This is a genomic window from Vibrio algivorus, from assembly GCF_030161215.1.
Lineage (GTDB): Bacteria > Pseudomonadota > Gammaproteobacteria > Enterobacterales > Vibrionaceae > Vibrio > Vibrio algivorus.
In genome coordinates, this window is the sequence record NZ_BSPV01000004.1 from 19,507 (window position 1) to 32,042 (window position 12,536).

Consider the following 12,536-nt stretch of genomic DNA (forward strand, 5'->3'; position numbering starts at 1 on the left):
TTTTCTGGTAAAATGCGCGCCAACTTAAGATGTAAATTTTATGATTTGGATAGATTTTGTCATTTTAGGGGTGATCGGCTTTTCCGCTTTGATCAGCTTAGTTCGTGGTTTTGTTAAAGAAGCTCTGTCTTTAGTGATTTGGTGTGGTGCATTTTATATCTCCACTCATTATTACCTAAAGCTGGCTGCGTACTTTACCAATATTGAAAATGACATGGTTCGAAATGGAGCTGCTCTAGGGGCTTTGTTTGTTGCAACGCTGATTGTTGGAGCGTTAGTGAATTATGTTATTAGCCAACTTGTGGTGAAAACCGGGTTATCTGGTACTGATAGGGTATTAGGTGTGGTTTTTGGGGCATTACGTGGCGTGTTGATCATTGCAGTCGTGTTATTTTTTATGGATGCGTTTACCGCGTTTCCAAATTCAGAGTGGTGGAAATCGTCGCAGTTGATCCCGCAATTTAGCCGAATCATTGCCCCATTTTTTGATCACTTAAAACAGACTTCAAGCTTTTTATCTGGCGCACCTTTGTAATGAAACTGGAGGCGCCAGTTCTCCACCAACCGAGGGTTAAGACATGTGTGGTATTGTTGGAATCGTAGGTGTAACGCCTGTCAATCAATCGATTTATGATGCTTTAACGGTATTGCAGCATCGTGGCCAAGATGCCGCAGGTATTATTACCATAGATAGCAATCGTTTTCGTCTGCGTAAAGCCAATGGTTTAGTGAAGGATGTGTTTGAAATTAAACACATGAAACGACTACAAGGTAACGTTGGTATTGGTCATGTTCGTTATCCAACCGCAGGTAGTTCTAGCGCTTCAGAGGCTCAACCATTTTATGTAAACTCCCCTTATGGGATTACGCTGGCGCACAATGGTAACTTGACCAATGCTCATGACATTCGCCAGTGGTTGTTCGAGCAAGGTCGCCGTCATATTAACACTACCTCTGATTCTGAAGTATTACTCAACATTCTTGCCCAAGAAATTGACCTTTCTGAAAACTACCCACTGACTCAAGCCGATGTGTTTGGCGCAATTAAAAAAGTGCACAAGATCGTTAAAGGTGCTTATGCAGTTGCTGCGATGATTATCGGTCATGGTATGGTTGCTTTTCGTGACCCTAATGGTATCCGTCCTTTATGCCTTGGTAAGCGTGAGGTAGGAGAACGTACAGAATATATGGTTGCTTCTGAGTCTGTAGCTTTAGATGCGGTTGGTTTTGATTTTGTACGCGATGTTGCTCCAGGTGAAGCGATTTATGCCACTTTTGATGGACAGCTATTTAGTGAACAATGTGCGCAGCAGCCAACGTTGAATCCATGTATTTTTGAGTTTGTTTATTTTGCTCGCCCAGATTCATTTATCGATAAAATTTCGGTTTACAGCGCGCGTGTTGAAATGGGCAAAAAGTTGGGTGAAAAAATTAAACGTGAATGGGATGATCTTGATATCGATGTCGTGATTCCAATTCCGGAAACTTCGTGTGATATCGCTTTAGAAATTGCTCAGTTGATTGACAAGCCATACCGTCAAGGGTTTGTGAAAAATCGTTACGTTGGCCGTACTTTTATTATGCCAGGTCAACAACAACGTAAAAAATCGGTTCGCCGTAAATTGAATGCGATTCGTTCTGAATTTAAAGGCAAGAACGTACTTCTAGTTGATGATTCAATTGTTCGTGGTACTACGTCTGAACAAATCATCGAAATGGCTCGAGATTCTGGGGCTAAAAATGTTTATATGGTGTCGGCGGCTCCTGAAGTTCGATTCCCGAACGTTTATGGTATCGACATGCCAAGTGCCAATGAGTTGATTGCTCATGGCCGTGAAACTGATGAAATTTGTAAGATGATTGGCGCTGATGCTTTGATGTTCCAAGACCTAGAAGATTTGGTGTCTGCAGTTGGTTTAGGCAATCTAAGCATTACTCAGTTTGAGAGTTCTGTGTTTAGTGGCCAGTATGTTACTGGTGATATTGACCAAGCATACCTAGATCATATTGATTCATTACGTAATGATGACGCCAAATTAGAGCGTGATATGCAGGTTGATTTAGCTAACTTAGAAATGCATAACGAAGGCGCGTAAGCTTTATACCAATCGTACTAATGATCAGCTAATTACTGTGATTGGTATTATTAGCCGTTGATATTGTTGAAAAGCCAGAATTTTGATAATTCTGGCTTTTTTATGATTAGTGTCACTGAGTTTCTGACAATGCAGAGCTAAAGTGCTTCATGCTGTGCGATAAAGTCAATTAATAAACGGACTTTTTCGGGCTGATGATTCTTGTGATTATACAGCATGTAGATATCGCGAGAATTGGCACTCCAATCATCAAGTACCCGTACTAAGCGGCCCTCACGCAAATAAGCTTCAATCATTACATTCGGCATTAAACTGATACCTAAACCATGGGTACAAGCTTTACGTACTACATTTAACTCACTCGCTTCTAATCGACCCTTTTCATTGATGGTGACAGTTTCACCTTGTGAGTTAGTTAATTGCCACTTTACTAGTGGTAGACCTTTCAGCAAAGCATGATGGCGTAAATCATCAGCATGGTGTAGATCTCCACAGTCTGCCAAGTATTTAGGGCTGGCGACTAGTACATCTTTGACTTCATTGATTTTACGAGCAATTAACGTTGAGTCACGTTGAGGACCCACGCGGAAAATGACATCCCATTCAGTTGGATCAAGTCGATCAGCATAGTTGGTCATTAATAACTCAATACGAATATCAGGGTATTTTGCCATGAATTCATTAAGCATTGGCATGATAATGCGTTTGGCTGTATTGGCTGGCGCTGAAATACGCAGTTTGCCTGATGCGCCCCGGCATTCGTCAGAAATGGTCTCTGTGGTTTCGGTTAAGTGTTTTAACAGTGGAGAACATTCATCGTAAAATCGTTGACCTGCTTCAGTTAAAGAGAGTTTACGAGCATTACGGTTAAGTAGGCGTAGATTTAATCCTTCTTCTAAAGCTTGGATACGGCGAGTAATTGTTGCCACAGGTATAGCTGTTTTACGGGAAGTAGCGGTATAGCTACCATTATCCACAACCAGTCGGAATAAATTTAAATCATCAAGTTTCATTGTACGAGCACTTATTTATACTACGAGTAGAGGGTAGTGTAGCGGAACATTAAGTAAGATGGTTGTTTAACATCAAACATTATAGTTATTTGATATCACCATAACTTGTATTCACGTTAATTTCAGCAAATTACTCTTCATAATATACTGATAGAGACCTTGGTTTTTTTATGTTTGTTTTGAAAAGAATTTATCTGATTGACGGGGTAGTTGAAAGTTCACTCGAGCATGGCTTTTTGGGATCAAGTCATAATATTCATCACAGTAATTTGAATTTAAAACTTTTAATAACTACCTTTTAAAAGGTTTTATGATAAGCCTAGTGACTTCAAGATGCAGAATTCAGAGCTAGTATCTAAATCTTTAAGTAAGGAAGATTGACGAAGGAACCGTAAGCACTCTCAGCTAACCTGCATAAGTCACGTTAAATTATTGCACTGAGTCGTATTAAGAGGTTACCCCAATATGCATAAATCTGTTTCTCAAGTGCAGAATGTAAAAATGTCACTAAATAGTGCAAAACAAACAATCATGTTGGTGGATGATGATTCTATTTTTCGCAGTATGATTGCTTCGTATTTAAAAAAACTTAATTTTGAAGTCACTGAAGCAGAAGATGGCCTTGATGCGCTAAGACTATTACGCCATCAAGTGCCAGATTTGATGATTTGTGACTTAAATATGCCGATCATGAGCGGTATTGAATTAGTTGAAGAGGTCAGTTGGCAGTTTCCGATGTTGCCAATGATTGTGGTGTCAGCCACCGAAGATATGGGGGATGTCGCGCGCGTATTACGCTTTGGTATTAAAGACTTTCTCACCAAACCTATTACCCATTTAGATCATTTTACTTCTGCTATCAAAAGCACCTTGGAAGAGTCACAAGCTAATCCGAGTGTTGTGCGTGATTTTTCTAGCCAATGGTTTCAGTTAGATCATTCCGGTCAAGTTGATGAAGAGAAGGAATTATACTGGCACTTAAATCATCTTAAAGATAACGTCGTTACCTCACGAGATTTACTGCATGCCCTACAGCCTGAGCGAGATACTCAGCAAGGGGGATGGAAATGCAGTTATCATGTTTTACAACCCTCAGAAATGATGCCATTGGTATTTGATTATGCTTGGCTAATGGATGGACGCTTTGCTTTTTACCTTGTTGATTCATCGGATGGTGGCGAGAACGGTGTTGGGACTGCTTTGTTGATCAGAGCCTTGTTTAATGACTTTTTAAGAACTCGAAAGCGTTGCTATTCTGATTTAAAAGATTTAGCCGATGCGGTAGAGAAAGGCATTAGTTGCACTAAATGTTCAGAGCCGATTAATGCGTTATTTGGTATTGCTGATATGGTAGAAGGGACGATCTCTATTTTACCGGCGGGCCTGAAAAGCAATTGGTTGTTTGACAGCTCGACTCAAGCTCACTCAACTCAAGCCATTGAGAAGGGCATTAAGCTAGGTGAAGGTTGTACTAAAAACTTTGTAACCAGTCATCTACCCATGAAGAAAGGTGGTGAGCTGGTACTAAGTGAACTCGGCGTGCGCAGTTTTAAATTAACTATCAAAAATATGACGCAATAAAGCCTATCTCTTTGGCGTGAATTCTGTGAGCGACCTGACAGCTTCTTAATAACCATGAGTTTTGTCGGTTTTTGTTTGTCCCGCTTTCTCTTATATTTTGCCCTCAATTTAATAAGAGGGATCAAAAATGGCAGATGAAAACTTTAACGAACCATTCAACCTATTTTACTTTTTAGGTATGATTGTCGCTTTACTTTTACCTACTCTTCCTGCAACACTTACATGGATTAATCTTTTAAGCCAAAATTAGCGCTTAGCCGTCTGTTGTAAGGAATCAAACCATCATCCGTAAAATGTTACTTAATGCCGTTGGTGGTTTATCTCTGGTGCTCGGTGTGCTTGGGATCTTTCTTCCTTTACTTCCAACCACCCCATTTCTTCTGCTTGCTAGCGCATGTTTTATGCGTAGTAATGAGAAATTTCATTACTGGATCCATCACCATCCGCATTTAGGTCCAATTATTGATAACTGGAATCAGCATCGAGCAGTGAGTGCTGCTATGAAAAAAAGAGGCTATGTGCTATTGGCAATGAGTTTTACTTTCTCATTTGTGATGGTTCCATACTGGTGGCTCAAGCTAGGACTGGTGTTTGGCTTTGCGATTTTGTTTTTTTGCTTCCACCGCTTACCGGTTCATGAGCCAACTTCAAATGTTGCTGATCCTAGTGAAAATCACTAACATACTTGCCATATCCAGCAACGACTTTCTCTGCTGAAGTTATATTAATAATTACCCCAAGCTTTAGTGATGTTATTATCAAGCTAAAGTTTACCTAAGATAAGAATTCTATAATGACTACTGATACTCAATCACTTATTCAAGCGAGCATTAAAACCATTCCTGACTACCCTAAAAAAGGGATATTATTTCGTGACGTAACGAGTTTGATGGAAGACCCGCAAGCTTATCAAGCTACGATCCAGTTGTTGGTTGAAAAATATCAATCAATGGGTTTTACCAAAGTAGTAGGTACGGAAGCTCGAGGGTTTTTATTTGGCGCCCCATTAGCGTTGGAGTTAGGTCTTGGTTTTGTGCCTGTTCGCAAACCAGGTAAATTGCCACGTGAAACCGTTTCTCAATCTTATGAGTTAGAGTATGGAACAGATGTTCTTGAAATTCATACCGATGCGATTAAAGCCGGCGATAAAGTATTAGTGGTTGATGATTTGCTTGCAACTGGCGGAACCATTGAGGCGACCGTTAAACTGATTCGCCAATTAGGTGGTGAAGTAACTGATGCAGCTTTTGTGATTAATTTGCCGGAAATCGGCGGTGAAGAAAAATTGAAAGCACTAGGCTTAAATGTGTATAGCATTTGTGAGTTTGCAGGTCACTAAAATCTGAGTGGGGAATATTCTTAATAAACCCACTATTCAACAGTCGGAATGATTGAACCGGAAGATTTGATGAGTTATTTAGCGTTAGCAAGAAAATGGCGACCAACTAAGTTTGAAAATGTGGTTGGCCAAGGTCATGTAATTACTGCTTTAGAGAATGCCTTAAAGCAGAACCGACTGCATCACGCCTATTTATTCAGCGGAACTCGTGGTGTTGGTAAAACATCGATCGGCCGACTGTTTGCCAAAGGCTTGAATTGTGAAACCGGTATTACCGACAACCCATGTGGTGTGTGTGATAGCTGTGTTGAAATCGATCAAGGTCGTTATGTTGACCTATTGGAAATTGATGCGGCATCTCGTACTAAGGTAGAAGATACCCGTGAGTTACTCGATAACGTTCAATATAAGCCAGCACGTGGGCGCTTTAAAGTGTACCTGATTGATGAAGTACACATGTTATCTCGTCATAGTTTCAATGCATTATTAAAAACACTGGAAGAGCCGCCAGAGTACGTTAAATTCTTATTAGCAACGACCGATCCTCAGAAGCTGCCAGTGACGATTCTTTCTCGTTGTTTGCAGTTCCATTTAAAACCGATTAGCTCAGATCAAATTCATGAACAATTAGATTTTGTGTTAGGTGAAGAAAACATCACCTCAGAACCTAGAGCATTAAGTTTGATTGCTCATGCGGCTGATGGAAGTATGCGTGATGCATTAAGTTTATCTGATCAGGCGATTGCCTTAGGAAATGGGCATATTGATAGTGCGACCGTTTCGAACATGCTAGGCACACTGGATACTGAACAAGCGATCTATTTACTTGAGGCGATCAGCAGTAAGCAACCACAAACAGCGATGAACTGCCTTGAGCAACTGGCCGAAAATGGTATTGATTGGGATGGCTTATTTAAAGAGTTAAGTAGCCAATTACACCGCATTGCTATGTACCAAGCATTACCAGCAAGCTTAAATAAAGAGCAACCTGATGCGGAAAGAGTTGAGCTTTTGAGCCAATCTTTGACGCCTCAAGATGTACAACTTTACTACCAGATGACTTTGAAAGGCCGTCAAGATTTACCATTGTCTCCGAGCGAGAAAATGGCAGCGGAAATGTTAGTGTTGAGAATGCTGGCTTTTAGGCCGGTACAAGCGGCATCTGGTAATTCGATTGTGGCTCCAGCTGCGCAAACGAAAAGCATTCCGGTGGTTGAATCTGCACCTAGAAATGTGAGTGGAGCACAACACTCTATACCTCAATCGGCAACGGATCAGTCTGCGCGTAGTCAGCCAGTAAGCCCACCAGCAGCATCAAGTGTCCCTGTAGCAAATCAAATGGGGGATAGTGATCACTCCGCTGCCAGCCAACCAGCAGCGGAACCACCAAGATACCAACCATCAGGACATCCACAATCAGCGGTTGGCAATACTGAGGCATCACAACAGCAAGTGCCTCAAACTCAGCAGCAGTCAGCAGCATCCGCTTCACCGTTAACCGGATTGAGACATCAGCTGCGTAGTAAACGTGAAAACTTACGCACTACGCCTACAACTGGGAATGTCCCAACAAAAAAGACTGAAGCGACGTCTGTTAAACCAGTGAAAACATCGGTACTTGACCGTATTGCAAGCAAGCATACGGCCGCCGCGGTTGAAGCTGTGCAGGGGTCGCCAATATCACCAAATGGTACGCCAATCTCTGGAGCTGCAAAACCAGACGATTCGAATGAACCCTATCAGTGGAAGCCAACTCAACCTCAGTCATCGCAGCAAGAAGGCCAAGAGCTAACGCCGACTCAAGTTAAGAAAGCGCTAGAGCATATTAAAACGCCAGAGATGGCAGAAAAACTATTGCATGAAAGTATTGAGCAAAATGAGTGGGCGGCGATCATCGATCAACTCAATACGGCGAAATTGGTACAGCAGCTGGCATTAAACTCCACTTATAGTAAAAATGATCATGTCATTACGTTAGGCTTACGTGCTGAGCAAGCACATTTGAATACCCCAAAGGCGCAAGAGGAATTGACGAAAGTCTTGTCGCAACATTTTCAGCAAAGTTGTGAATTAGTTATCCAAAATAGTGCTGATGGTATTACGCCGCTTGAATTAAGAGAAAAGCTTTATCAAGAAAAGTTACAGCAAGCATTTGAAAGTCTAGATACTGATCCTAATATCCAATTCTTGCAAAAGCGTTTCGCAGCAGAAATAGATAAAGACAGCGTAAGACCTATTTAATGGTTAAACCATATGCAATTAATTAACAAAACACATTATTAGCTAGAAGAGCGAGTTGATTTTTTATCGGTTCGACCCAATAAACTAATAATATCCACAATCATTCTATTTAGATAACAAGCGAGAATAAGCATGTTTGGTAAAGGCGGAATGGGCAACATGATGAAGCAAGCCCAGCAGATGCAAGAGCGTATGCAAAAGCTTCAAGAAGAAATCGCAAATATGGAAATCACTGGTGAATCTGGTGCAGGCCTTGTAAAAGTGACCATTACTGGTAGCCACAGCGTGCGTCGTGTGGAAATCGATGAAAGCTTGATGGAAGACGATAAAGAAATGCTAGAAGATTTGATTGCAGCTGCATTTAATGATGCTGCTCGTCGTGTCGAAGAAACACAAAAAGAAAAAATGGCTTCAGTGACTGGCGGTATGCAATTACCACCAGGTATGAAAATGCCATTTTAATTGAACCAGTAGAGAGACATACATGCGCACAAGCAGTATGCTGGAACAATTAATGGAGGCCTTACGTTGCTTACCTGGGGTTGGCCCCAAGTCGGCTCAGCGTATGGCCTTTCATTTATTGCAGCGTAATAGAAAGGGCGGTTTGCAATTAGCCGAAGCTTTATCTCAAGCAATGACAGAGATCGGTCACTGCGATCAATGCCGAACTTTTACCGAGCAAGATACCTGCCATGTCTGTACCAATCCTAAGCGTCAAGCAAATGGGCAGATCTGTGTAGTAGAAACGCCTGCTGATATTGCTGCAATTGAAGCAACTGGACAATATTCTGGTCGTTATTTTGTTCTGATGGGGCACTTATCGCCACTTGATGGAATTGGACCTAGTGATATTGGTTTAGATTTGCTCGACTACCGCTTAAGTATCGGTGATGTTGAAGAAGTGATTCTTGCGACTAACCCGACCGTAGAAGGGGAAGCGACCGCACATTATATCGCTCAGTTGTGTAAGGCTCATGGCGTTAATGCTAGCCGCATTGCTCATGGTGTTCCTATGGGCGGTGAACTAGAGTTAGTCGATGGCACCACGTTATCTCACTCGTTACTTGGTCGACAAAAGTTATAGATTAAATATAATACTTAAATTCGAAGCTTGATTTTAATGTTGGTGATATCAATATTTTTCGAGTTTCGAGTTTCGAGTTTCGAGTTTCGAGTTTCGAGTTTCGAGTTGTACCTAAGTTATCTTTTCCAGATCTGAAATAATAAATAAAGCTTCTTGATCAGTTTTACCACAAATAGCTTTTTCCGCTTTAAATGCATGACATACCTTAGGTCTTTCAGGCTTACCAAACAGCTTGCATAAATTATCTTCATTTAATTGAATACACCGAACACCAGCAGGTTTACCTTTCGGCATACCCGGGATCGGTGATGATATGCTAGGTGCAATGCAACAAGCACCACATCCAAGACGACATTCCATAAAATACATCTCTGTAGTTCAAAAATTGGTCGAAGATAGTAGCAAAATACCCATACAGAAAATAGCATAACTTGAATTTTGTCGGTGATCAGCGTATAAAACGCAGCCTAGATTCTATACAAGTTTAAGCAGGCATATTATGACAACTCCATTTTGGCAAACTAAGTCACTACAACAAATGAGTGAGCAAGAATGGGAATCACTATGTGATGGTTGCGGTAAATGTTGCCTGCATAAGTTGATGGATGAAGATAGTGATGAAGTTTATTACACCAACGTTGCTTGCAGCTGGCTCAATAGTAAAACATGTGGTTGTAAAGACTACCCGAATCGTTTTGAATCTGGAGAAGAATGTTTAAAGCTGACTCGTGATAAAATCGATGAATTTAACTGGTTACCTGAAACCTGTTCATATCGCTTACTAGCAGAAAATAAACCTCTTCCTGAATGGCATCCGCTTATTACTGGATCGAAATCAGCCATGCATGCAGCAGGTGAAAGTGTTCGTAATAAAGTGGTTTATGAAATTGATGTTGTGGATTGGGAGGATCACATTTTGAACCACCCTAATCGAAATTAACTTACTAGTTCAACTATTACTTAACCTCAGCTTTGGATAAGAGTGTCACAATAATTAACTTAACACACTGATATAAAAATGATAAAAACATCTGTCAGGCATCTAGGATTGATGACTTTCTCTCAATGCTGCAATTTGGGATGGATAACAAGGCAAAATCATAAGTCAATAGCTGGCCTATTGCGTTGATTTTAACGAAGTTAGACGCCTGAAGTGCTGTATTGAGTGACTTCTAGTTATCCGCAGCTGAGGTTACTTACCAATGCTTTTGCTTAACGCAAATTACTCTATGAGCAATCAGGCTCGGTCTTATTTTTGAATAGTTCACTAAATGCTGCTTTTTGGTGTTCAGGTTTGACATATCTCACTGGTGGGCTAAGAACTTCAAGTTGGTAATCGTTATCGCCTTTAATGATTGTATTTACCGGAGTGACGATGATGACATTTAAACTAGGATCAAGCTGCTTTATTTGTGCGGCAGTACCTAGTCCAGCTTCGGTATGAAATTTTCCAGCAATATGCACGACGGTAGCTTTAGGATGAGCATGTTTATAATTGACTATGCTTTCGGCCATGGTGGCATCCCACGTGAGCTGAGATGCATACATATTTAAATGCTGGCTTGGCTTGCCATGATGCATTGATGCCATAAATTTTTGTTTATATGGTGAATCGCTTAAGTCTATCTTGCTTGCCACATAAGCTCGCTTATCTTGAGGTAGTTTAGCTAAATAATCTAAACCATGTTTACTAATGCAGCGAACCATTGGTTTAGGTGCGTTAGCGGCAATAATCTTTAATTGATTACTTTTAGCCAGTTCGACTAATGGACGGTAGTCACTTTCATAGTTCGGCCATGCATTAGCTTGCTTGATTAAGGTTTGTTCGCCTATTTCACCATTTAAGTACGAATTAACGACAGACTGACTATCTCGGCTAAATTGCTCCATTGATAGAGTAACGTTTTGCTTATTTTGAATGAATTGTTTAAGAACATCAGTTTGAAATCTGTGAATCCCCGCATGAGTATGCCACTCACCAATTAATATCACATCGGCTGTTTGGTTATTTTTAGCCCACTGTGACAATGAAATATGGTCACCTTCTGGAGTGTAGAGTTGATAATCGTAAAAGCTGCTGACACTCGTTGGATTATTCTGTGAAGAGACGAGTGAGCTGCAACCACTGATTAGCATCAGAGTAAGTAGGCCGAAAGCGGGTGTGTTTAGTCGTTTAGGTAACATGATGATCTCCAATTGGTTGGCTATCTTATCGGACAATTTGATGCTCATCAATATTAATGATAATTATTCGTAAGTACGGTCGCGCTTTTATTGAGCAATCTAATGATAAATAGTATGAAAAAAGTATTAGAAGAGACGTAGAATAGAGGCTTCAAATAGGAAGTCTCAAATGAAAAAATGGCCATTAATGGCGTGTGTGTTGTTTTCGCCGATGTTGGTTACCAATGTGGCCTCAGCAACTCAGAACACGCAAATAGATTCGTTTTCAAAAGCAAAGCGCTTGCTGATGCAAAACGTTTATAACAAGACAAGTATGCGTAAGACAGTCTACTGTGATGCGCAATTTGATGAGAAAAAACAAGTTACCTTGCCCCAAGGATTTAATGATTCCCTGTATACTTCACGCGCTAAGCGAGTTGAGTTTGAGCATATCGTGCCTGCGGAAAACTTTGGACGTGCATTTAAAGAATGGCGAGAAGGGGATAAGCAATGTGTGAGCAGCAAAGGTAAGGCATACAAAGGCCGTAAATGTGCAGAAAAAGTGAATCATGAATATCGCTTAATGCAAGCGGATGGATATAATCTATTTGCCGCAATCGGCAGTGTTAATGCTTACCGTTCAAATTATAACTTTCAAATGATGTCAGGAACCAAAAGTGATTTCGGCTCATGTGACTTTCATGTTGAAGATAGAAAGGCCCAACCACCACAACAAGCACGCGGTCTAATCGCTCGTACCTATTTATATTTTGATGTTACCTACTCACAGTTTCGTTTAAGCAAGCAACAAAAGCAGCTATTTAGCGCTTGGGACAAACAATATCCTGTGAGCGTGTTTGAATGTCAAAAAGCTGAAATAATAAAAAGTTATCAGCACAACAGTAACCCTATATTAGAAGAGCGTTGTGCTGCTTTGTAGGTTATACCCAAGTAACTTCAAGATGCGAGTTTCAGCAAGATTAAAACAAGTTTTAGGCAAGGCAAATTGAATATGATCG

14 protein-coding genes are annotated in these 12,536 nt (G+C 40.8%); 11 read left to right on the plus strand and 3 right to left on the minus strand.

Annotated elements, in window-relative coordinates; translation table 11 throughout:
• Positions 1-40: 40 nt before the first annotated feature.
• Together QQJ93_RS05705 and purF are read left to right on the plus strand one after the other, a co-directional pair.
• A complete protein-coding gene (locus QQJ93_RS05705) occupies positions 41-535 on the plus strand; it encodes a CvpA family protein (RefSeq protein ID WP_089122596.1) in 495 nt (164 codons plus the stop codon).
• Between the two features lie 43 nt (positions 536-578).
• Positions 579-2,096, plus strand: a complete 1,518-nt coding sequence (gene purF, locus QQJ93_RS05710; protein WP_089122597.1) for an amidophosphoribosyltransferase — start codon at positions 579-581, stop codon at positions 2,094-2,096.
• A gap of 137 nt (positions 2,097-2,233) precedes the next feature.
• On the opposite strand, the gene QQJ93_RS05715 is transcribed toward purF, so the two are convergent.
• On the minus strand, positions 2,234-3,109 hold the full coding sequence (locus QQJ93_RS05715) for a LysR family transcriptional regulator (protein ID WP_089122598.1): 876 nt from the start codon (positions 3,107-3,109) through the stop codon (positions 2,234-2,236).
• Between the two features lie 465 nt (positions 3,110-3,574).
• Here QQJ93_RS05715 and QQJ93_RS05720 point away from each other — a divergent pair, with 465 nt between their 5' ends.
• The 7 genes from QQJ93_RS05720 (at position 3,575) to recR (ending at position 9,354) form a co-directional block, all read left to right on the plus strand.
• Positions 3,575-4,690: a response regulator gene (locus QQJ93_RS05720; protein ID WP_089122599.1), complete on the plus strand. Its 1,116-nt coding sequence runs from the start codon at positions 3,575-3,577 to the stop codon at positions 4,688-4,690.
• A 127-nt stretch (positions 4,691-4,817) separates the two neighbouring features.
• On the plus strand, positions 4,818-4,940 hold the full coding sequence (locus QQJ93_RS05725; protein WP_284186047.1) for a hypothetical protein: 123 nt from the start codon (positions 4,818-4,820) through the stop codon (positions 4,938-4,940).
• 43 nt (positions 4,941-4,983) lie between these two features.
• Entirely contained in the window at positions 4,984-5,370 is a 387-nt protein-coding gene (locus tag QQJ93_RS05730; RefSeq protein WP_089122600.1) for a YbaN family protein, read from the plus strand.
• A 113-nt stretch (positions 5,371-5,483) separates the two neighbouring features.
• Positions 5,484-6,029, plus strand: a complete 546-nt coding sequence (gene apt / locus QQJ93_RS05735; RefSeq protein ID WP_089122601.1) for an adenine phosphoribosyltransferase — start codon at positions 5,484-5,486, stop codon at positions 6,027-6,029.
• Between the two features lie 69 nt (positions 6,030-6,098).
• Positions 6,099-8,270, plus strand: coding sequence for a DNA polymerase III subunit gamma/tau (gene dnaX, locus QQJ93_RS05740; protein WP_089123562.1), 2,172 nt, complete (start codon positions 6,099-6,101; stop codon positions 8,268-8,270).
• Between the two features lie 132 nt (positions 8,271-8,402).
• Positions 8,403-8,732 (plus strand): YbaB/EbfC family nucleoid-associated protein, encoded by a 330-nt coding sequence (locus QQJ93_RS05745; RefSeq protein WP_027697389.1) that lies wholly within the window; start codon positions 8,403-8,405, stop codon positions 8,730-8,732.
• A gap of 22 nt (positions 8,733-8,754) precedes the next feature.
• Positions 8,755-9,354: a recombination mediator RecR gene (gene recR / locus QQJ93_RS05750; protein WP_089122602.1), complete on the plus strand. Its 600-nt coding sequence runs from the start codon at positions 8,755-8,757 to the stop codon at positions 9,352-9,354.
• A gap of 111 nt (positions 9,355-9,465) precedes the next feature.
• Here the strand turns inward: recR and QQJ93_RS05755 are convergent, their stop codons facing one another.
• Positions 9,466-9,714: a YkgJ family cysteine cluster protein gene (locus QQJ93_RS05755; RefSeq protein WP_089122603.1), complete on the minus strand. Its 249-nt coding sequence runs from the start codon at positions 9,712-9,714 to the stop codon at positions 9,466-9,468.
• A 139-nt stretch (positions 9,715-9,853) separates the two neighbouring features.
• On the opposite strand from QQJ93_RS05755, the gene QQJ93_RS05760 reads away from it, so the two are divergent.
• On the plus strand, positions 9,854-10,294 hold the full coding sequence (locus QQJ93_RS05760; RefSeq protein ID WP_089122604.1) for a YcgN family cysteine cluster protein: 441 nt from the start codon (positions 9,854-9,856) through the stop codon (positions 10,292-10,294).
• Between the two features lie 287 nt (positions 10,295-10,581).
• On the opposite strand, the gene QQJ93_RS05765 is transcribed toward QQJ93_RS05760, so the two are convergent.
• Entirely contained in the window at positions 10,582-11,490 is a 909-nt protein-coding gene (locus QQJ93_RS05765) for a ChaN family lipoprotein (RefSeq protein ID WP_160117496.1), read from the minus strand.
• A gap of 217 nt (positions 11,491-11,707) precedes the next feature.
• Between QQJ93_RS05765 and QQJ93_RS05770 the strand changes: the two genes are divergently transcribed.
• Positions 11,708-12,457, plus strand: coding sequence for an endonuclease (locus tag QQJ93_RS05770; protein ID WP_089122606.1), 750 nt, complete (start codon positions 11,708-11,710; stop codon positions 12,455-12,457).
• Positions 12,458-12,536: the final 79 nt, after the last annotated feature.